At 38.7% G+C, this 22,412-nt stretch carries 19 protein-coding genes and 1 other annotated feature; of the genes, 5 read left to right on the plus strand and 14 right to left on the minus strand.

Annotated features, from left to right (window positions below):
- Window positions 1–26: 26 nt before the first annotated feature.
- The 11 genes from cls to FC27_RS04840 all read right to left on the minus strand — a co-directional run bounded on the left by cls (window position 27) and on the right by FC27_RS04840 (window position 10,990).
- Window positions 27–1,496: a cardiolipin synthase gene (gene cls, locus FC27_RS04790; protein ID WP_010625233.1), complete on the minus strand. Its 1,470-nt coding sequence runs from the start codon at window positions 1,494–1,496 to the stop codon at window positions 27–29.
- 102 nt (window positions 1,497–1,598) lie between these two features.
- Window positions 1,599–2,384: a tryptophan synthase subunit alpha gene (gene trpA, locus FC27_RS04795; RefSeq protein WP_010625232.1), complete on the minus strand. Its 786-nt coding sequence runs from the start codon at window positions 2,382–2,384 to the stop codon at window positions 1,599–1,601.
- A complete protein-coding gene (gene trpB, locus FC27_RS04800; protein WP_010625231.1) occupies window positions 2,377–3,582 on the minus strand; it encodes a tryptophan synthase subunit beta in 1,206 nt (401 codons plus the stop codon). Before trpB ends, trpA begins: the two co-directional genes overlap by 8 nt.
- Before the next feature lie 28 nt (window positions 3,583–3,610).
- A complete protein-coding gene (locus tag FC27_RS04805; protein ID WP_010625230.1) occupies window positions 3,611–4,189 on the minus strand; it encodes a phosphoribosylanthranilate isomerase in 579 nt (192 codons plus the stop codon).
- A gap of 2 nt (window positions 4,190–4,191) precedes the next feature.
- The gene (trpC, locus tag FC27_RS04810; RefSeq protein WP_010625229.1) at window positions 4,192–4,971 is read right to left on the minus strand and encodes an indole-3-glycerol phosphate synthase TrpC; all 780 of its coding nucleotides are present in this window, start codon (window positions 4,969–4,971) and stop codon (window positions 4,192–4,194) included.
- Entirely contained in the window at window positions 4,968–5,987 is a 1,020-nt protein-coding gene (trpD, locus tag FC27_RS04815; protein WP_010625228.1) for an anthranilate phosphoribosyltransferase, read from the minus strand. The genes trpC and trpD overlap by 4 nt, the downstream gene beginning before the upstream one ends.
- Window positions 5,988–6,459: 472 nt before the next feature.
- Window positions 6,460–7,038, minus strand: a complete 579-nt coding sequence (locus FC27_RS04820; RefSeq protein WP_010625227.1) for an anthranilate synthase component II — start codon at window positions 7,036–7,038, stop codon at window positions 6,460–6,462.
- On the minus strand, window positions 7,035–8,495 hold the full coding sequence (locus tag FC27_RS04825) for an anthranilate synthase component I family protein (RefSeq protein ID WP_010625226.1): 1,461 nt from the start codon (window positions 8,493–8,495) through the stop codon (window positions 7,035–7,037). Before FC27_RS04825 ends, FC27_RS04820 begins: the two co-directional genes overlap by 4 nt.
- Before the next feature lie 96 nt (window positions 8,496–8,591).
- Window positions 8,592–8,847: a binding site (T-box leader), on the minus strand.
- A 132-nt stretch (window positions 8,848–8,979) separates the two neighbouring features.
- Window positions 8,980–9,678 (minus strand): zinc metallopeptidase, encoded by a 699-nt coding sequence (locus FC27_RS04830; RefSeq protein WP_010625225.1) that lies wholly within the window; start codon window positions 9,676–9,678, stop codon window positions 8,980–8,982.
- Window positions 9,679–9,682: 4 nt separating this feature from the next.
- Window positions 9,683–10,126, minus strand: coding sequence for a hypothetical protein (locus tag FC27_RS04835; RefSeq protein WP_155802161.1), 444 nt, complete (start codon window positions 10,124–10,126; stop codon window positions 9,683–9,685).
- A 105-nt stretch (window positions 10,127–10,231) separates the two neighbouring features.
- A complete protein-coding gene (locus FC27_RS04840; RefSeq protein ID WP_010625223.1) occupies window positions 10,232–10,990 on the minus strand; it encodes an alpha/beta hydrolase in 759 nt (252 codons plus the stop codon).
- An 81-nt stretch (window positions 10,991–11,071) separates the two neighbouring features.
- Between FC27_RS04840 and FC27_RS04845 the strand changes: the two genes are divergently transcribed.
- Window positions 11,072–11,755: a ribonuclease H family protein gene (locus FC27_RS04845; RefSeq protein WP_010625222.1), complete on the plus strand. Its 684-nt coding sequence runs from the start codon at window positions 11,072–11,074 to the stop codon at window positions 11,753–11,755.
- A 50-nt stretch (window positions 11,756–11,805) separates the two neighbouring features.
- Here FC27_RS04845 and FC27_RS04850 read toward each other — a convergent pair whose 3' ends face one another.
- On the minus strand, window positions 11,806–12,762 hold the full coding sequence (locus FC27_RS04850; RefSeq protein ID WP_010625221.1) for a DUF1002 domain-containing protein: 957 nt from the start codon (window positions 12,760–12,762) through the stop codon (window positions 11,806–11,808).
- 202 nt (window positions 12,763–12,964) lie between these two features.
- On the opposite strand from FC27_RS04850, the gene FC27_RS04855 reads away from it, so the two are divergent.
- From FC27_RS04855 to FC27_RS04865, 3 genes are all read left to right on the plus strand, one after another.
- Window positions 12,965–14,026: a D-alanine--D-alanine ligase gene (locus FC27_RS04855; protein WP_010625220.1), complete on the plus strand. Its 1,062-nt coding sequence runs from the start codon at window positions 12,965–12,967 to the stop codon at window positions 14,024–14,026.
- 179 nt (window positions 14,027–14,205) lie between these two features.
- Window positions 14,206–15,363: an N-acetylglucosamine-6-phosphate deacetylase gene (gene nagA, locus FC27_RS04860; RefSeq protein WP_010625219.1), complete on the plus strand. Its 1,158-nt coding sequence runs from the start codon at window positions 14,206–14,208 to the stop codon at window positions 15,361–15,363.
- Window positions 15,364–15,464: 101 nt separating this feature from the next.
- Complete coding sequence (locus FC27_RS04865) at window positions 15,465–16,208, plus strand: glycerophosphodiester phosphodiesterase family protein (protein WP_010625218.1); 744 nt, start codon at window positions 15,465–15,467, stop codon at window positions 16,206–16,208.
- A gap of 1,812 nt (window positions 16,209–18,020) precedes the next feature.
- Here the strand turns inward: FC27_RS04865 and FC27_RS04875 are convergent.
- Window positions 18,021–19,424 (minus strand): zinc-ribbon domain-containing protein, encoded by a 1,404-nt coding sequence (locus tag FC27_RS04875; protein ID WP_029508231.1) that lies wholly within the window; start codon window positions 19,422–19,424, stop codon window positions 18,021–18,023.
- A 286-nt stretch (window positions 19,425–19,710) separates the two neighbouring features.
- Here FC27_RS04875 and FC27_RS04880 point away from each other — a divergent pair, with 286 nt between their 5' ends.
- The gene (locus tag FC27_RS04880) at window positions 19,711–20,706 is read left to right on the plus strand and encodes an aldo/keto reductase (protein ID WP_010625216.1); all 996 of its coding nucleotides are present in this window, start codon (window positions 19,711–19,713) and stop codon (window positions 20,704–20,706) included.
- Window positions 20,707–21,432: 726 nt separating this feature from the next.
- Here FC27_RS04880 and FC27_RS04885 read toward each other — a convergent pair.
- Window positions 21,433–22,392: a glycosyltransferase family 2 protein gene (locus FC27_RS04885; RefSeq protein ID WP_010625215.1), complete on the minus strand. Its 960-nt coding sequence runs from the start codon at window positions 22,390–22,392 to the stop codon at window positions 21,433–21,435.
- Between the last annotated feature and the right edge of the window lie 20 nt (window positions 22,393–22,412).

The following is a 22,412-nucleotide window of genomic DNA, read 5'->3' on the forward strand; positions in this document are numbered from 1 at the left end:
ACTCGTAAGAGTTGGCTTTTTGATTGCTATAGAATTGGTGATAATAGACGTGAGAAACGTTGCTTAAAATGCATCCACCAACCTTGACTGTCGATAACTTCTTGAGTGATCAAAGTTGATTGATCTATATCTCTTTCAAATGAGCGTTTGATCCGATTAGCTATTTGTGAGTCATAAATGAAAGCATTGGCTTCAAAATTCAAAGAATAGCTACGGAAATCATGATTCATTGAACCGACTGAACAAATCTTGTCATCGATGATCGATGTTTTGGCATGCATGAAGCCATTTTCGTAACTGTAAATCTTGATGCCAAAGTTAGTCAGCAGATTTGAATAGTACTGAGTAGCCCGGTAAATAAAGGGATGATCAGGCATGCATGGGACCATGATCCTGACGTCGACACCAGACCGTGAAGCAATCGTTAAGGCTGTAAACATAGGATCATCGGGGATCAAATAAGGTGTCTGGATCCAGACGCTCTTTTTGGCATTGATGATCATATCGATGAAACCGTCTTTTAAAATCTCTTGGCGTGAATCGGGGCCATCGGTCACGATTTGGATTGGTAAATTGGTATTAACATTGAAACGGTCAGCAGGGAAATACTTTTCCATAAAGACCAATGGCTTGGTTTTACGATCCACTGAGGCATTCCAATCTTGGAAGAATCTTTCCTGCATCAACAGCGCAGCAGTACCTTTGATCCGAATGTGTTCATCACGCCAATAACCAAATTTTTTTGATTTACCAACGTATTGATCACCAACATTGAATCCACCGATCCAACCGGCGCTACCATCGATGATGACTAATTTTCTATGCAAATGGTAGTTTAAACGAGTTTTATAAATAACGTTTTTTGAAGTGATGAAAGGTAAGACTTGGCCACCTGCTACTTCAAATTCTTTGAACCAACGTTTATTAGTACCGCCTGAACCCCAAGGATCATATAAGATTCTAACCTCTAATCCTTGTTTAGCTTTTTCAGTCAAGATATCCAAAAATTCTTGACCGATCTCACTTTTGATGAACGCATAATATTCGACATGGACGGTTTCTTTAGCTCGTTTCACATCGTCAAACAAACGTTCAAATTTCTTTTCCCCATCGTCAAAAAGTTCAATTTCGTTGTGACGAGTCAAAGGTGTCTCTTCAGTTCGGTTGAAGAAACTGATCACGTGACGAGCATAATAGGTCTCATCGTATCTTGAACTACGTCGTCCTCGAAATCTTTCCTGCTCAGCAATTTTCTTCAATTGGTTGAGTCCAATGTGTTCCTGATTGCTAATATTAAAGATCTTTTCTTGGGCGATCCCTCGGCCGAAGAAAGCGTAAATCAAGAATCCTAAAATTGGTAATAGTAATAAGACTAGTATCCAAGCCCAAGTTGTAACGATATTTCTTGGTCTATGAAAAACCGTTATCAGAGCGGAAATTGTATTTAATAGTAGAATTACGATTACTGCCCAAAATATCCAGTGATCTAATATCATAATAATCTCCCCAAAAATCAATTCGATAATATAAAAAAAGTGTACGTCAAATCATTTATAAAATCTATTTTTACAAATAAAATAATCGTACACTTTTTTTTATTAGGCTGTAATAGTTATCGCATTTTTAATTTCTTGGGCGTAATTTGCTAATTTGGACTGTAGTTCAGTTGAGTCTGCTGTTTCGTCGACCATTTTAACGACAGCACTACCAATAATGATCCCATCAGATATCTCGGATAACTTAGCGGCTTGTTCAGGGGAGTGGATACCAAAACCGATTGCTACCGGAACCTGGGTCACTTGTTTGATTCGTTCGATAGTTTTAGTCAATTGCTCAGAAAAACTATTTCTGACTCCAGTGACACCAAGAGAAGAAACCATGTAAATAAAGCCACTAGCACTAGCTGCAATTTCTTCAATTCGATCACCAGAAGCAGGCGAGATCAATGGGATCAAATCGATTTGATATTGGTCAGCGATGGGACGTAATTCTCCTTGTTCTTCCATTGGTAAATCAGGAATGACTAATCCTGAAATATTTAAATCTTGGCATCTCTGACAAAATTTTTCGTAGCCGTATTTGAAGACGATATTCAAATAAGTTAAAAAGACGATTGGTACGTCAGTCTTTTGACGGACATTTTCGACGATTTCGAAGACTACGTCAGTATTGACGCCTGCATCGAAGGCTCGTAAGTCGGCAGCTTGAATGACTGGACCGTCAGCTACTGGGTCAGAAAAGGGGATACCTAGTTCCACGATATCAGCGCCGTTTTCGGCTAAGGTCACTACATTGTCGATAGTTGTCTGAGCATTCGGATCATCGGCGACTAAAAAGGGAATGAAAGCTTTTTTATTTTGAAAAATCTCAGTTAATTTACTCATCAATATCTACTCCTCTATATTTAGCAATTGAGGCCACGTCTTTGTCACCACGGCCTGATAAGGTACAAATGATAACTTGGTCTTTACTCATCTTAGGTGCGATTTTTTCCACGTAAGCGACCGCATGACAGCTTTCGATGGCTGCAACGATACCTTCAGTTTTAGCAATGTACTCAAAAGCTTGTACTGCTTCTTCATCGGTTACACCGACATATTGAGCTCGCTTCAATTCAGCTAATTGGGCGTGTTCAGGACCAACACCTGGATAATCAAGTCCAGCAGAGATCGAATAAACTTTATCGATCTGACCATCGTTATTTTGTAAGAAGAGTGACTTCATACCATGGAAAATCCCAACTGAACCCCGTTCGATTGTAGCTGCCGTTTGGTCAGTATTGACTCCTTTACCAGCAGCCTCGCAACCAATCAGCTTGACGTCTGGATCATTGATATATTCAGCAAAACTACCGATAGCATTGCTACCGCCACCAACACAGGCAACGACCATATCAGGGAGTTTGCCCTCAGCCTCTAAGATCTGTTGTTTGGATTCCTTACTGATGACACTTTGAAAATCGTGGACCATTTTTGGGAACGGATAAGGACCGACCGCAGAACCCATCACATAAAAAGTGTCGTCGATCCGTGAAGTCCACTCCTGCAAAGCAGCGTTAACAGCGTCCTTGAGCACCATCGAACCAGTCGTCACCGGATGCACCTTCGCACCCAATAATTCCATCCGGTAGACATTCAACTTTTGACGTTCTGTATCCACCTTGCCCATGAAAATCTCACAGTCCATCTTGAACAAAGCAGCAATCGTAGCGGTGGCGACACCGTGTTGACCAGCTCCAGTTTCCGCAATCAGACGAGTTTTACCCATCCGCTTGGCTAAGAGCGCTTGTCCGATAACATTATTGATCTTGTGGGCGCCCGTATGATTGAGATCTTCACGTTTCAAATAAATTTTGGCACCGCCTAAGTCTTCGGTCATTTGTTTTGCGTAATATAACAATGAAGGACGATTAGCATAGTTGTTTAACAAATCATCTAACTCCTTCACAAAATCTGGATCATTGCGATATTTGTCATAGGCGTCAGCCACACGCTGTAATTCAGCCATCAACGTTTCAGGGATGTATTGACCACCAAATTGGCCATAATGGCGAGTATCTGTTTTAGCTTGCATTTCTTTCATGGTAATTCTCCTTTTGATAATTTGATTTTTAAATTGAATGAACTAAATTGACTATTTGAGAAATTTTCTGTGGATCTTTTTTGCCATCTGTTTCAACGCCACGCGAGAGGTCAACGATAGTTGGCTTAACTTGTTTTATGGCGATTTGAACGTTTCTGCTATCGATAGAACTGGCGATGATCAATGGTTTGTTGGTTTTGACGGTGATTTTTTGCCAATCAATTAATTTTCCGTTGCCTGCGCCGCTGTCGATCATGATGAAGTCAGCTGAAGTTTTACGGATAGTATTTGGTTTAAAAACTTTGATGACCGGGACGTGTTTGGCATGTAAGGCTTTGATGGCCCCTTCTGATTCATTTCCGTGAAGCTGGATCAAAGAGATTGCTCCACTATCGAAAGCTTGAAGCATTTCTTCAAGAGGTGCGTCCATAAAGACGCCAACACTTGGAATATGACTATCCAAATGCTGCCTTAGCTTCAAAGCCTGTTTCAAAGAGAGCTGATGACGTCCTGGGGCAAAGATGAACCCTGCATAATCAGCTTGAGCTTGATTGACCGCTTGGACATCTTCGACTTTCATCAGTCCGCAAATTTTTATTTTTGTCATGATCACACGACCTTAAATTGTTTGATAAGTTCAGTTTTATCAGTTGATCTCATCAATGTTTCACCAATCAAAACGCCATTTATCCCAGCATCTTTCAGCTTTTTGGCGTCGGCAGTTGTTTTAATGCCGCTTTCGGCTATCATCGGGATATCTTGAGGGATCAAGTTTCTCAGTCGTAAACTGTTGTTCAAATCAACGCTGAAGTCATTTAAATTACGATTATTGACTCCCAATAATTCAACTTCTTGGTTCAAAGCACGCTTAAGTTCAGATTCATCATGGACTTCAACTAAAGCTGTTAGACCTAGTCGTTTTGCGAGTTTCAAATAATCAGCTAGTTGTCGCTCACTCAGGATGGCGACGATCAATAAGATCAAACTTGCTCCAGCCGATTTTGCTTGGTAAATCATGTATGGGTCAATCGTGAAATCCTTGCGTAAAAGTGGAGTCCGTACCTGTTTGCTGATTTCTTGTAAATATTTGAGGTCACCTTTAAAGTAGTCAGGCTCAGTCAGAACGGAGATTGCGTCAACGTTTGCAGCTTGGTATTCTGTGGCAATCTGCAAATAAGGAAAATCATTGACGATAGTACCTTTAGAAGGTGAAGAATGTTTAACTTCACCAATGATGTGAAGACCTGGTTGAAGAAATCTTTTTGACAATGAACTATGTTTTTGGACGGGAAGTTGCTCAGCTTTTGCTTGTAACTTTGATAATGGTATTTGTGCTTTTTCTGCTGCGATCCGTTTAGTAGTTACTTTGACTAAATCGTCTAAAATCATGCAGCCACACCCGCTTGCGTCAATTTGATAAAGCTTTGTAATCTGTTTAAAGCTGAACCATTATCAATTGTTTCTGTTGCCATTTTTACAGCTGTAGGTAAGTCGATATTAGGACGAGCAGTGTGGATAGCTATGGCTGAATTTAAAATTATTACGTCGCGTTTAGGTCCAAGCTGGCCGGTTAAAACATCTAAAGTAATCTGAGCATTTTCTTCTGGTGTACCACCGATAATGTCTGACTTGTTAGCTCTTGGTAGACCTAGCTGTTCAGGAGTTAATTCATATTTAGTAAATTCACCTTGGTGGATCTCCATGATTGTAGTTGCATCGGAGATAGAAGCTTCATCAAAACCATCTTGTCCATGAATGACTGCTGCATCTTGAACACCAATCTGTTGAAGGACTTGAGCCATTGGTTCGACCAACTCCTCGGAATAAACACCTAAGACTTGTTGGCTGGCATGAGCGGGATTGGCAAGTGGTCCTAAGACATTGAAGAGGGTCCGAATACCTAATTCTGAACGAACCGGAGCAACGTACTTCATGGCTTTGTGATATTCCTGTGCAAACAAGAAACAGATACCGATTTTATTTAGAATAGCTTCGCTTTCTTTAGGATCGAGTTGAATCTTAACACCTAATGATTCTAAAACATCGGCTGCACCACTTTTTGAAGAAGCAGCTCGATTGCCATGTTTAGCAACGGGAATGCCACTAGCAGCTACCACTAAGGCTGAAGTGGTAGAAATGTTGAATGAGTTCGAGTGGTCGCCACCAGTTCCAACAATTTCTAAGACTGGTTCATCCGCTTGAAAAGTTAAAGCGTGAGAACGCATGGCACTAGCTGCACCGGCAATTTCTGCAACAGTCTCTTTTTTTACTGAGAGAGCAGTTAAGAAGCTGGCAATTTGAATCGCTGAAGTTTTTCCAGACATGATCTCGTCGATCACTTTATTAGTTTCATCAAAAGATAAGTCATTATTTTCAGTTAATTTTTTAATAGCATTTTCAATCATGGTAAGTTCCTCCAAATTTTTTTGTTTTTTAAAGTAAATTTGAGGACTGCCATCGTAATTGTTTGAACATAAGATAACCCCCTGAGATAAAAAAAATCCGCCCATAAACGCATAGCGTTTAAGGACGGATATACCGCGGTGCCACCTTATTTTAACGGATGAAAATAGTTTTTGAGTATCACAAATCATACTCAAATATTTTCGATCCATTACTCTTAGCGAAGGACTAACATCCTCCCGACAACTTACGTATGCATAACGTTCTTTCGTACTCATTACTTTTCGGAAAGACCCTCGATGGTCCATTTAATTACCTGCGTTCGATCGTATTCTCAGCAATGGCGACTCTCTTTGCGTGCACGATAATCTTGACTTCCATCTCATTGGTTTATGGACGAATTTATTTGTTGTATAGAGATTAAAGCTAGAAATTAGCTTTGTCAAGGATAAAATTAATATTTGTCTAATTAATTTAAATCATTTTAAGAAAATTGTGAACGATCTGTTGGCCAACTTGGGTGTCAGTCATGATAGATTCAGGATGGAACTGAACACCATAAACTTTTTGTGATTCATCAGAGAGCGCCATGATTTCTCCATCGTTGGTTTCAGCCGTTACACTAAGATTCTTGGGTAAGGAATTTCGATCAACGATCAAAGAATGATAACGAGCAGCCATAAAATCATTTGGACAATCAGAAAAAAACTTGGAAGTCCGTTTTAAGTGCATCTCTGAAGCTTTACCATGCATTAAGTGATCAGCGTGAACGACTTTGCCACCATAAATTTCAGCAATTGCTTGTTCACCTAGACAAACACCCAGAATAGGGATTTTGCCTTGAAAATAATTAAGATATTCTATCATCCTGCCGGCATCTTCAGGACGACCAGGCCCTGGTGAGAAAATCAAGCCAGTTGGTTTTTTATCGATCAGCTCCTGTAAGGTGAGTTGATCATTTTTGATTACCGTTATCGGCTGAAGCGCTTGTTTGCCAACTAGTTGGTAGAGATTATAAGTAAAACTGTCATAGTTATCGATCAAATAAATCATTTTATGACCTCCGAAGCTTGCAATTTTTGGATCGCGTCAATGACATTCTTAGCTTTATTGTTGAATTCCTGATATTCATTTTTAGCCACGCTATCAGCAACGATACCGGCACCAGAGTGGACGACCAAATGATTATTCTGGCGATAAGCTAGCCGTATCCCAATACAAAAATCTAGTTCACCAGAAAAATCAAAGTAACCCAGACAGCCGCCATAAATTCCCCGTTTTTGTTTTTCCAAATCGCTGATCAGTTGCATTGCTCGGATCTTTGGAGCACCGGACAGAGTTCCGGCGGGCATTAAGGATTCAACAATTTGAACTGGGGTGACATTTTTGGCAACTTGGCTTTCGACGGTCGACCCCATATGCATCACATTGCTGAAGTAGCGTAGTTTTCTAGTTTGAGTGACTTCAACGGTGCCGAACTGACTGATTTTTCCGAGGTCATTGCGACCGAGATCAATCAGCATGTTGTGTTCAGCAACTTCCTTTGGACTGTGTGTCAATTCATAAGCCAGTCGTTGATCTTCAATGTCAGTTTTTCCACGTCTTCTGGTGCCAGCAAGTGGATAAGTGAACAGTTTTTGACCGTGTTTAGCAATCAAAGTTTCTGGAGATGAACCGACCGTCTCAAAGTTTCCATGTTGATAATAAAACTGATAGGGTGCAGGACTGTCGTGAAACAGTGTTTTTGTCAGTGGAAATAAACTGCCTGACATTTGAGCAGATTGGGGATTAGACAAGATCAATTGAAAAATATCGCCATCAACGATGTGTTGTTTAGTTTCACTGACTTTCTCAGCAAATTCTTGTGCATCGAATTTGAGCTTAAAATCAGATCTTAGCTCAAAATTCGGTAAAGTCGACTGATAATTGTTGTTGATCACGAGTTGTTTAAATTCTGATAGTTCTCTTTGAGTAGCTTGAAAATCTCCCGTGAAGTTTTCTGTGGGGACGATTTTTGAAAGCGTCACGGTCTGAGTTTTGTGATCATAAGCAATGACTTTATCGAACAATAAGAAGTCCGCATCGTTCAACTCATCGGGATCAGCCACTTCAGACAGACTGGTTTCAGCAAAACGAGCATAGTCATAAGCAAAATATCCAGCTAGTCCACCTAGAAATGGTGGTAGGCTAGGCAATCGAGGCGTTTTAAATTTGTTTAAAAGTTTTTCCAGATAGTTTTTTAGATTGGTGTCAATTTTTTTTATACCAGAAACATTTTGAATGGTCAGTTGACCATTTCGATAGGATAGTGATTCAACTGGGTCAACGCCAATAAAACTATAGCCATCTTCATCAGGTTTAGGATGTCCAGTGAATAAAAAGCAGGGTCCGATATCTGACTTTAAGTTATTGGTCAGAGCAACAGGGTCAAAGTCGGCCATTTTGAATTCAAGGGTGATCGGTACAGCCGGATATCCGATCGATGATTGTTGTAATTTTTCGATTTCCATAATTTTCTCCTTTAAATTTTTTGATTAAATTTAAAGGTTGCCATCGTCTAGTCATAATCTGCCTCCACAAAAAAATCCGCCCAAAACTTCAGAGAAGTTAAGGACGGATTTATCCGCGGTGCCACCTTGATTCGATCACAAAGAAACCCAAATCATGGGTGTTTCTCAACGATCGCGCTTAACGGAAAGCTAACACTTTCCTGACAACTGACGTATGTCTGAACGTTTCTCCGTACTTTATTCAGGAGAACCCTCGGTGGTCCATTTAATTGCTTGTGTTCGGTTGTATTCTCAGCAATAACAACTCTCTGGACGAGCATGACAATTTTTATCTCCACCTCATTGGTTTGGGCGAACTGTTTAATTGAGTTTGATAATAGGCTAGAAAAAATCACTTGTCAATTGAATTTTTCTAAATAAAAAGGCTCGTTCAAGGAGAAAACTTGAACGAGCCTTGAAATACCAAGTTATATAGCGCGACAAATTAATCGCGATTATTTCCAAAAATCAAAATCAGACGTAATAGTTGTAACGCAGTCGATAAAGCAGCAGCAACATAGGTCAAAGCCGCAGCAGTCAAGACTCGCTTGACCATTGGGACTTCATCACTATCAAGTAATCCGCCAGATGCTAGGATGCTAACAGCACGTCTTGAAGCGTTAAATTCAACTGGCAAAGTGACCACTTGAAACAGTACCACTAAGGCGAAGAGCCAGATCCCGATTGTGATCAATGTCTGGTTGCCCCCTAAGATCACACCCAATAAGATCATTGGGAAGGACAAGGTTGAACCAAGATTGACTGCAGGAACGATGGCTGAACGAACTCGCATTGGAAAATAATTCTTTTGGTCCTGGATTGCATGTCCACATTCATGGGCAGCTACACCAATGGCAGCGACAGAAGTGGAATCATGAGTTGATTGAGATAAATTCAAAGTTTTGTCTCCAGGATTATAGTTATCAGTTAATTTACCTTGAATTGGATTGATTTGGACATTTTGTAAGCCAGCTTGATCAAGGATGAAACGGGCTGCTTGAGAGCCACTGACGCCTTGACGGCTAGTTACTTGGTCATATTTTTTAAAGCTATGGTTTACATACCAGGAAGCCCACATACTGATCACCAAACCAATGATGATCAAGAAAATAGTCGGGTCCCAGAATAATCCGTATCCGGTCATTTATTTACTTCCTTTTTAATTTATTATTTAATAGATTATATCCGTTTAATGTGAAGAAATTGCAAATTTTGCTTGGAACATTTCCAATCGACAACTCAACTAGTTTGAGTTGCTCATTCACGAGCATGTATAAACGTTCAATGATCTCATCATAAAGATCATCGTTCAATTGGCAATCGAATTCAATCGACAAAGTAGCCGCATGCTTATCATGGTCGATATCTTTTAAAGTCACCAGTGAAACGATTTTTTGACTTTTTTTGTCTTCGATAAACCAGTAGGCACTCTGATTACTCATAGTTTCCTTAGCAGTCTGACTAATGAAGTCGGTCAGATCACTAAGATCTTCTTGCATGAAATCACTAGCAGTTTTTAGTTTAAAGCGTGAGGGAAAATCCCAAATTAGATTTTCAGTTACTAGTGGACGATAAGATTTTACTTTAATCATAGACAACATTCACTTCTTCTTGGATTTTTCGATCTGAATAACTTCATTATATAGAATCTAACAATAAAAAGCGAAAAGCTGAAAGAAAATTACCGATCATTGAGTTCAACTAAAGTCAGATGCGTGTGGCGCATAAATAAAGAGATTGATTTTTTGCAAAATATCAGAATCATTATGTAATAATGAGTGCTCTGCTTTGGAGCCATCAACTGGAAAATCGATAAATTCTTTGACACGAGCGGCTAGGATATAACTGATCGATTTAGCTGAGGTGACGGAAACATATTTGTCGCTGTTTGAATAGTCACCAACGTTTCCATAAATATTCAAAACTGATAGACTAGTCGAGATGTTGTTACGATTCATGTATATCCTAAAATAAGTTGGACTCATGAAGGCAGGTTTACCACTCGAGGTAAAACGGTTAATATTTGGTAAGTCATTTAAACCTAAAATACCGTTGAAAGGTCCAGCTATTAGGACTAAATGATTCATCTTGGGCAGGTAAGCGTGATGTTTTTCAAAGAGATTTGCGATCACTAAAGAAACGGCACCTAAAGAGTGACCAATGGCGTCATATTCGGTGAATTGATATTTATTACGCAAGTCAAAAATAAGCCGAGTTAACCAATGAGCAATTTGGTTTTCGCCGACCCATTTATTTTGAAAGACTACTTGAATGATCGGATGTTCATCCTGGGTCCAAGTTCCCTCGTAAGTAATTCTTCCCCGCCAATTTATCAAAGCTTTCAGAAATTCTGTTTTTCCAGTATAATTTAAACCTGATTTGACCATCTTTTCGGTTGTGTAATCCCCACCGCGAAAGCCATGGACATACAATACAGGTCGCTGATTTTTATTCATTTTCTCACCCTAACAACACTTAATTATAATATAGTTAATGATTATTTCCAGACAAAAACTATTTGAAATGAGGTAGAGCGTTTGCAAAAATATTATGCCGTCAGACGTGGTCGCAATCCCGGGATTTATCGGTCGTGGCCCGAATGTCAAAAACAAGTGAGTGGCTTCGAAAATGCTCGATACAAAAGTTTCATGACCGAAGCAGAAGCACAGGAGTTTCTAGAAGGACACGATGATTTTAAAAAAAGGTCGACCAAGACTAAGACAGCTCCTGTCGATCTAAAGGATTTTGAGATCGTCGTTTATACCGATGGCGGTTCGAGAAATCATGGTAATGTCAAAGGTGGACACGTCAAAACTACTGACAAAGCTGCTTGGGCTTATCATATCAATCATCAAGGTGAAACCTTTGAAGGAACATCTGGAGAATTTGGAGCAACCAATAATCGCATGGAGATCATGGCCTTGTTGGAAAGCATCCGCCGACTGAATGAACTTCAATTGAATAATGAAAAAATTATTTTTGTACTAGATTCACAATATGTTTTAAATGCTATCACGAAGGGCTGGCTGAATGGTTGGAAACGTCGTGGCTTTAAGAAAGCGGACGGGTCAGCACCTGTGAACGTGGAATTGTGGAAAGAGTTGGATAGTATCTTACCAACTATCAAAGATAAACATTTTAGTTGGACCAAAGGACATGCTCAAGATGCAGGTAATAATCGAGTCGATGCTTTATTGAATGAAACAATGGATAACATGTAAAAAAGAGCTGTAAATTCTTAAATGAATTTACAGCTTCTTTAGTTCACTGGTTATTTAAAGAGATTTTGGAAGAAGGAAACGATACTGTCCCAAATTTTTTGGACAAAATTGCGATTTTCCTGGGTATTGAGCTTGTTGAAGATATTTTTAGCTTTGCTAGTAATATCACTACTCAATTTTTGTGCTTGTTGTTTGAAATTGGAACTATTCAAAGCACCTGAATCTCTAATTTTGACCATTAAATTGATCAATTGAGTTTTTTGGTTATTGTTGATAATATTTTGCAAGTTATTTTGTTGCAAGTTGTTATTTACGATGTTAGTGATCTCAGTCTTTGACACATTGTTGCCTTGCTTAGCAAGATCAGCTTTCATGCCGGCAACGGCGCTGTTCAATTGCTTATCTGTATAGCCGTTGGTACCTTTATTGGCTTGAGTGATACCACTTAGAACACCCATTTCGTCTTGGGCAGCGTTGACTTGGCTTTGGTTCAGTGAATTACCATTTTTTGAATATGCAGCATAGATTCCAGCTAAAGCGCCTGATCCATCGATTGCTGTGGCAGAAGTGACGTAAATATTGGCATCAGAGATTCCGGCTGTTAAAGCAGCATTCCGATATTGATCGGCAGTGATGGAAGTGATGTTGTTTTTACCATTGTAGTCTACAATATTAACGTTGATTCCAGAGCCACTTGAAGTTGGTTCGATCAAGGCTGAGGACCATACTCCGGAATTACTAGTAAAATTGCTTCCACTAGGATTGAGATATTTGACTAAGGTATCTCCATTAACAGTGATAGTGTTGTAATTACTGCTGCTATCACTGAGTTGTCCTGACAACGCATCGATTGTTCCTTGTCTTTGACTAGAAGTTAATGAACTTCCTAACGTCATGACTGGTTGACTCAAATTATCATCAGCTTTAGCTACATTGAAGGATGAAGAAAAAATCCCTACGGCAACTAAAGATGCAATACCTAATAATATTACTTTTAGCTTTTTCACGATAAAGCCCTCCTTAAAGCCTATTAAAACAAAAAAGTGTGAAAAATTCGAGAAAATTAACAATAATTAACATTTTCACTGCTATATCAAGCTTGTCACGACGAAAATAGTAGAGAATCTATCAATTTTGTGCTATTCTGAAAGTTCTAGGAACACTCTTAAATCGTATCACAAACAAATAGAAAGAATAGGTAAACAACTAATGAAAATCGTTGTTCTCTCAGGCGGTAGAAGTACCGAAAGAAATGTCTCACTGTCTTCAGGTGTTAAAATTTCCAATGCCTTGCGTAGTAAAGGTTATGAAGTAGCTAATATTGATTCATTTTTAGGAATCGATGTTAAAGAAGATCAAATTGATGGACTTTTTAAAACTGAACCGGAAGATGAATCAAAATTAGTTATCGACGACGAAGTTTTGACTGATGATAAGATCAATGCCTTAAGAACTGATGGCACAAGAGGTTTGTTAGGAAAAAACGTTCTCAAAGTTTGCCAACATGCCGATATGGTCTACTTAGGTCTACACGGTGAAGATGGCGAAAATGGGAAGATGCAAGCTGTACTAGATGTTTTCGATATCCGTTATACAGGAAGTGGTACACTCGCTTCTGCCATTACTATGGACAAGAAATTCTCGAAAGAAGTTTTTGTCCAAAATAAAATCAAAACTGCTAAGTTTGTTGCTACTAAAACTAGCAAAATCACTAAAGAAGAGATTCCCTTTGGTTTCCCAATGGTCGTAAAACCTTCGAATGGTGGTTCTAGTGTCGGGACTCACATCATCAATGATGAGTCAGAACTACAAGCAATGACGGCTGATGCCCTTAGATTTGATAATGAAGCTTTGATCGAAGAATATATCAAAGGCCGTGAATTCTCAGTTGCGGTAGTTGATGGACAAGTATTGCCAGCTATCGAGATTGTTGTTGATACTGGTTGGTATGATTTCCAACATAAATTCACTGAAAACACTGTTACACATTTCGTGACACCACCTGAAAATCTCGATGAAGATATTCATCTTGAAATGCAAGAAGTCGCACTCAAGACTTTCGAATCATTGAGTATGACAAGTTATGGCCGGGTCGACTTCTTGGTACGTGACCGTGATATTTACGTCATGGAAGCTAATACCTTGCCAGGTATGACACCACTTTCACTGATGCCACGTGAAGCTGAGACCGTTGGGATCAGTTATCCTGACCTCTGCGATAAGATCATCAAAAGCAAACTAAGATATTACGAAGAATTAGGTAAAAATTAATCCTTCACAAAAATGTCAATTAACCGTCAATTACTATTAATCAGTTTAAACTGTTGATAAGTAATTGACGGTTTTTTTTGATTAAGCAACTGGCTAAATTTTATTAAAAGAATTTTGGGTGTTACGGTGGTATAGACCGGTATAGATTGATATAATATTAGTATATTGGAGGATTGAAAATGACTTATTACATGCATGCTAAGAAATTCTTTTTACCAAATACTACCGAGAATGGTGGTTATTTAGAGGTTACCGATGATGGTAAGTTTGGGGCTTTTTATCCTGAAGATCAAAAGCCTGAGGGCAAGATCGTCGATTATTCTGACAAATTTATTGCTCCTGGTTTAGTTGATACGCATATTCACGGTCTTTGTGGACATGATGTTATGGATGATGACTTCGATAAATTAAATGAGATGTCAGAAGGATTGTTGAAAGCTGGTGTTACTTCATGGTTGCCAACTACTTTGACTGCTTCTCACGACCAACTTAAACATATTTGTGCCACGATTGGTGATAATTATAAAAAAGCTACAGGTGCTAAGATTCAAGGAATCCATTTTGAAGGACCTTTCTATACTGAAAAACATAAAGGTGCTCAAAATCCTAAATATATGCGTGATCCCGATGCAGAAGAATTTGCCGATTGGCAAGAAGCTGCTCATGGTATGATCAAGAAAATCTCAATTGCACCTGAAAGAAAAGGTTCAGTTGAATTCACAAGTGCTGTTGCATCTGACAAAGTTGCTGTTACTTTAGGTCACAGTGATGCTACTTTTGAACAAGCTAAATCTTGTGTTGAAGCTGGTGCTACTGGTTTTACCCATACTTATAATGGTATGAGTGGCTTAAACCATCGTGTACCAGGGATGGTTGGCGCTGCTATGTCAATGCACTTAGTTGATGATGAGTTGATCTGTGATGGTCACCATGTCCAACCTTACGCTGCCCGTATTTTGATCGAAAAGAAGACTCCAGAACACGTTGCCTTGATCACTGACTGTATGAGAGCTGGTTTGATGCCTGATGGTGATTATGTTTTAGGTGAATTACCAGTTGTCGTAGCTGATGGGACAGCTCGTCTAAAGGATGAGACACATAATCTTGCTGGTAGTATCTTGTTATTGAAAGATGCAATTAAGAATGTAGTCGATTGGAATATCGCTACTGATGAACAAGCCGTGGAAATGGCTAGTTATGTTCCAGCTAAGAGCTGTAAAGTTCTTGATAAATGTGGAATTATCTCTGAAGGTCGTGATGCTGACTTTATCGTCTTAAATGACAATATGTCCTTATCAGAGACTTATCTCGATGGTGTTTCAAGATATCAAGCTTAATGATAGGTATTTTTGATCGCAGGTCATAATGACTTGCGATTTTTTCATCGGGAATGTTTTTTTCAACATCGTGATATACAATGATTTAGTTGGAGGATATTATGTCAAAAAAAATTTTTGCACACCGGGGGATTCCTACATTAGCCCCAGAAAACACAATGAAGGCTTTTCAAGCTGTGGTTGATAATGGCCTGAACTGGATCGAAACTGATTTAAGTATTACTAAAGATGAAGATGTTTTCATCATTCACGATGACAAACTAGATCGAACAACTGACCAAACCGGTTCGATTGAAACAGTCGATAACGAAGTAGTTGCCGAGGCTGATGCAGGTTCGTGGTATTCAGATAAATTCACCGGAGAAAAAATTCCTACCCTAGATCAATTGATTGAATTTTTAAATCAAAATAAACTCAATGCTAATATTGAATTAAAGGGTGTTGTTGGCGATGATGCTAATTATTTGGCTGATAAATTAGTATTGAAATTTTCGAAAGCGTTAAGAAAACTAGATGACGATATTGAATTGATCATTTCCAGTTTCAACCCCATTATGTTGGAGAAAATGTTCAAATTAAATCCTGAATTGAAGTATGCCGTTTTATTCGACCATCAAGCAATTGGAGAAGATTGGAATTTGATCATGCAAGCTTGCCATGCCAAGATTATTCATCCAGATGATCGTGAATTGACTCAAGAGCGGATCAAGTTGATGAAACAATATCATTATCAAATCAATGTTTGGACTGTCGATGATAAGAAAAGAGCTCAACAATTGTTAGATTGGGGAGTAGACGGGATTTTTACTAATAAGGCAGATCAAATGAAAGACTTGATTGAATAACAATAAAAACCCGCGCTAATTTTTTTATTAGCGCGGGTTTTTCTATGCTCGAAAGCATACCTATTGGGAAACTGAGATTAGTTCTAATATTTAACTTTCGAAAGCCTAATGACAGTTTCTATTTACTAGGATCCTAAATTAAGATTTGTAGAAGGGACTTTTCAGGTCTCACCTTTTTCAAGATAATATTTTTGAAAATAAATTAATCCCATTCGAAAAATTAGATACGTTTCTTACGATCAATTCCAAAGAATGCTAGGATGCTACCAAATGCGGCGATGATAGCTCCCGCAACAGTTAATGGCTTTTCGTTAGCATTGCCTGTTTGTGGGAATGAACTTGTTGCACTTGCAGGAAGGCTTGCTTTAGCAGTACGTGTACCTGTTGAAGTTGCAACAAACGTTGGGCTTGCAGCTGCTTTAGCAGCAGATTTTTTATCTGGTGAAGCTATAGCACCTGCAAGTGATGACGAACCAGCACCTTTTGCTCCTGATGCGCTTGTTGTTTTACCAGCAGCGCCTTCAGAAGCTGTACCAGTAGCAGAACTTGATCCTTCGGGTTTACCAGCAGTACCTTGAGAAGCACCAGCACTTGGTTTTTCAGTTGTCCCTGGTTTAGCTTCTGCGGTACCTTGAGAAGCACCAGTACTTGGTTTACCAGCAGCATCAGCAGTACCTTGTGCATCTGAACCCGTAGCAGGAGGAGTAGTAGTACCGGAGCCTGATCCAGAACCCGATCCAGAGTCACCAGAGCCAGTTCCAGCAGCAGGAGGATTAGTAGTACCAGAACCTGATCCAGAACCCGATCCGGAGTCACCCGTGCCAGTTCCAGCGGCAGGAGGATTAGTAGTACCAGAACCTGATCCAGAACCCGATCCGGAGTCACCACCCGTGCCAGTTCCAGCAGCAGGAGGATTTGTGGTACCAGTACCAGTGCCAGTGCCAGTTCCAGAACCAGTGCCAGAGACACTACCAGTACCAGTTCCAGCAGCAGGAGGATTTGTAGTGCCAGTTCCCGAACCAGTACCAGAGTCACCACCTGTGCCAGTTCCAGCAGTAGGAGGAGTAGTTGTACCAGAACCAGAGCCACCACTAGTAGTAGGAGGAGTAGTTGTACCANAGTGCCAGTTCCCGAACCAGTACCAGAGTCACCACCTGTGCCAGTTCCAGCAGTAGGAGGAGTAGTTGTACCAGAACCAGAGCCACCACTAGTAGTAGGAGGAGTAGTTGTACCAGAACCAGAGTCACCACCGGCAGCAGGAGCGGCAGTAGAATCACTAGCGCCAGCGGCTGGGACTGCGGTTGTTGTTGCATCTGTTGTTGCAGCGTGTGCTTCATGTGTTGAAACTGTGAAGGCAACTGATCCAGCAGCAATTAAAGCTAATAAGACTTTAGTCGCACTGTTATCCCAGAGACTGGTGGCACCGACTGTAAATACTTTAGAATTATATTTTTTCATATTATTAATCTCACTTTCAAATGTCCTATAAATGAGTAATTATTTATTATGATTATTTTTTAAATAAAGAAATAATGAATCGACACGAAAGCAAAAAACCAATCATAATGTTTCAAAACCTTTCTTTTTTTACTTTCTGATGGTCATTATAGACAGAATGGCTAGGGAGTAAACAAATATGTATATATGCATTTTTTCTAAAAAAAATTATTTACGTAATATGGTCTATACCGTAGATTAATTAGCTTTTTATCAGTAAAATTCTAATTTGTTACAGCGTTACATTATCAAAAAACCCTAAGTAAAAAAATAGCCGTCTAGGAAGACCTAGATGGCTAATAAGCGTTACACTATTTAGTTTTTTAAACGTGGTTTCAAGGTATAAGTAAGCAAAAGCGACAAGACCGATGTTGCAATTAAAACATAAAAGCTTGTACCGATTTGAACATTTCCAGTTACATATTGACCAGTTATAACTGAAGCGTTAAAAATATTTGAAGCAAATAATCCATAAGTGATAATATAAATTATTGATGGTAAAACCGAGAAGATGCGCATCCAACGGATGCTACCCCGACTTCTAAAATTAGCTGCGATTAAAACGATCACAGGTGAAATGAAACAAATGAAACGAATCGCTGAAGATGCATTCATGATTAAAGTTGTCTGAGCACCAAAGTTGGCTGTGTAACTGGCAGCGTTAGCAATCGTACTTGAAAGTGAGACACCATTGACGAATGGTCCGGTAATTGATGCTAAGAATGCAACTATCGCTAGCAACATAATAAATTTTTGACTCCAAATTCGTTTCTTAGTGGAACCAGCATGTTCATGTTGCTTATTGTCACGACCTGAAGCTTGCTGCTGGGGTTGTTGACGTTGGGTATTATATTGATTGTAAGGATTTTGTACTGCAGGGTTAGGCTGCTGATATTGATTTTGTTGGTACTGGTTTTGTTGATATTGGTTCTGTTGATACTGATTAGGCTGATAATTGTTGTTCTGATTATTTTGAGCCGGTTCTTCAGCCGGTTTTTTCTTGCGAGTAAATAATTTATTAAGACGGATCTCTTTACCGTGAACAATTTGTGAGGTTAAGAACCATGCCACTAAGAAAATAGCTAATAGGATCCATGAATAATTACGTTTGATGAAGAATAGTAAGATAACTAAAATAACTGCTACGATATCAACATAGACATTGTGCTTCAAGAAATTGATCATATTGGACAGGAGTCCGTCATTTTCATCTTCTTGTTCTTTATCATCTGATTTATCATTTTTGATCTTGTCATCAGGATAAACCGGTAAGTGAGTCACCGGATCGATATGAACTGGACTATCCAAATTCAAATTGTCAGGTGCCTTCGGATGATTATTCAAGTGAGCTTGATTTTCTAACTCTTTTTGCTGAGCAGGAGCCATTTGAATCTCGGAGTCAGTCAATGGATGATGTTCATTTGACTTAGGTTGTTCTGAGTTTTGCTTAAGCTCCTTACGAAAATCATAGACGCGAGTCTTATCGTCAATGTCATCCTCATCCTCTGCCGGTTGTTTCTTTTGATCTTGGGCGGGCTTATCTTCTTGTTCATCAAGTTCTTTTTCAATATCAGCTAAAGATCTAACTGAATCATTAGGCTTAACTGCTTCTTTAGACTCAGTTGATTCAGACTGAATATTTTTCTTTAAGGGCAGACCACAGTTCTCACAAAAATTTTGATTGGGACTGATCTCATGCCCACAATTAGGACATACCATTTGCATTCCTCCATTAAATCTATACAACAATAATTATACAAGACTAAATTACTATTAAAAAGTTTCCTGTCTAAAGTTCACAAAAAGGTCACAAATCAGTAATCAGAGCGTAATTCGCTTTTCTCAATGACTTGTGTTACCTATCCTATTAATAACCAGCTTAACTATTATCACAAAGATTGTCTATTTAGGATAACAAAATTTGTTCAACGAGAAAGTGAAATGTTGCGCAACCGTTTGCAGTGACATATGATGAAGATGAGGTTTTTATGAAAGGATGAATAATATGTATAAAGCTGCAGACGATCGTTACCAAGGGGAGGTTCGTCATGCCGGAGACTCAGGCTTGATGTTACCACCGATTTCTTTAGGACTTTGGCGTAATTTTGGAAGTGATGCACCTTTAAAAGAACGTAAAAAAGTATTGTTACACGCGTTCGATAAAGGAATCTTCCATTTTGACGTTGCTGACCACTACGGTGATGGCACTAAAGATGGTTTCGGTAGTTCTGAAAAATTGATAGGCGAGGTTTTAAACAGCGATTTGAAACCTTATCGTGATGAATTAGTCATTTCAACTAAGGTAGGTTACGAGATCCACGATGGACCATTTGGTACCGGAACTTCTCGTAAATCTGTACTTCAGGGTATCGATGGATCACTAGAAAGATTGAATCTAGATTATGTCGATGTTTATTATGCTCACCGTTATGATTACAAAACACCAGTTTATGAGACGGTTAGAGCATTAGACGACGTTGTTAAAGCTGGGAAAGCTTTATACGTTGGGGTATCTAATTTTGAGGTGCCACAGATGAAAGAAGCAGTTAAATTATTTAAAGAATTAGGCACACCGTTCGTACTTGATCAAATGAGCATGAACTTGTTGAACAATCACGTCGAAAAAAGTGGTTTGGATGATGTCTTAAGAGATGGCGGAGTTGGTGCCATTGCTTATGGACCATTGTGTGAGGGACTATTATCAGATAGATATTTGAACGGTATCACTGACAGCTTCAAGATCCATCCAACTAATAAACAACTCTTAGCTAACGGTCCTGATGCCCTGGTTAAAAAGCTCAATGATTTGAATGCTATCGCAAAAAATCGTCACCAAACACTGAGCCAAATGGCGTTAGTTTGGTTGTTGAGAGATCCCGTCGTTGCCAGTGTCATCATTGGTACGACTAATGTCGATCACTTGGATCAAAACCTTCAAGCATTAAGTAATCAGACCTTCAGCGATGATGAAGTTTCAGCAATTGAAAAATTGATCAAATAACGTAAAACTCAAATTATTTGGTTGCAGTCCTTTTTTAGTTTTCTTAGGTTGATTATAATGAGTCAACATATTATAATTTTGATGTAATAAAAAAGCCGTTCCCGTGCAATGGGAACAGCTTGCTAGTGAAATGTCTAGCAACGACTATTTATATAAAGATAAAAAATAACCGTCTACTTTGAGAGTATGGAACGGTTATTTTTTTTTGCCTTATTTTGATCGGATAATCACCATTTTGACATTGTACTATATTTGCATATTGCCATAAGCCCCACCATACTGCCTGTTCTGAGGTCATCTTCTTATAATATTTTCACAAGATATATTCAGACGATTCTTAATATCAATCGTCTGTTTTTTTTATATAATTAAGCTATTTGTCATGGTAATTATTAAAGTGGAGCTTATTGTAGACTGCTCAGACGTTCATCAAAAAGCATGTGGCGATAAAAATATCTGTTGGTTTGATATTGTTAATTTTATCAATAATTTCAAATGCTTTTTTGGTTTTGAATAGTTGCTGGTCTTTACATAATCGAAAGAGATTGTCTTCGTCTTCAAATTTGCTTTCAAATATATATTTTTATTGATGGCAGTCGTCTAAAATACATGAGGGATTTTTATCGTATGAAGTGAACCCCATAAGTTTGGATTACTCCAGCTTATGGGGTTCACTTCAGGTTCTTAAAAAGACATTTTTCAATTTATTGTAGAATTTGACAAGTATCATTCTTCGTCTTTTTCATTGTCTAATAAATTTTTTTCAACCGTGAATCTTGGACGCCTTTTAACTTCATTGAAAATTTTACCAACATATTCTCCAATAACGCTGATACAAATTAGTTGTACACCGCCAAGTGCCCAAAGCGATATCATCATAGATGACCATCCTGAAACTACATTTCCATTAAATCTTTTTATTAATGTATAAATGAGAAGAAAAATACTGATCAGGACAATCAAGAATCCTAAAGACATAATGAGTTTTATGGGTACTATCGAAAAAGATGTTATCCCGTCCACTGCAAATTTAATCATTTTTTTCAATGGATACTTAGTTGTCCCGGCAAATCGTTCTTTTCTCGCATAATAAACTTTTGAAGATTTTAGTCCAATTAGTGGAACAATGCCTCTTAAAAAGAGATTGGTTTCGCGATAACTTAGGAGTATTTTACATGCTCTGCGACTCATTAATCTAAAATCGGCTGAATCTGGAACTAGTTTTACACCTAATATTTCCATTAGTCGGTAAAAAATTTCGGCTGTATTACGCTTGAATTTACTATCAGTTTGTCTATTGTTCCCTACGCCATAAACGACTTCGTTCCCATCTAAGAATTCTTTGACCATTTTTGGGATAGCATTTACATCATCTTGTAGATCCGCATCAATAGTTATCACAGCATCAGAGGATTTGGATGCACTCGTTAATCCAGCTAGTAATGCTCCTTGATGACCAAAATTACGACTTAACTTGATTACTGATACTATCGTATTTTGAGATGAATAGTCAGATATCAGTGACCAAGTTTTATCACTACTTCCATCATCGACGAAGATGATTTTACTGTTTTCAGATATTTCATCAGTCGTGATCAATCCTGATAAAATATTTGATAGTTCTTTGACGGATTCGGGTAAAACTTCTTCCTCATTAAAGCAAGGAACGACGATAGCTAATTTAATGGGGTCTAAACTTTCTGGTA

The sequence above is a fragment of the Companilactobacillus versmoldensis DSM 14857 = KCTC 3814 genome, assembly GCF_001434295.1.
In the GTDB taxonomy this organism is placed as follows: Bacteria; Bacillota; Bacilli; order Lactobacillales; family Lactobacillaceae; genus Companilactobacillus; species Companilactobacillus versmoldensis.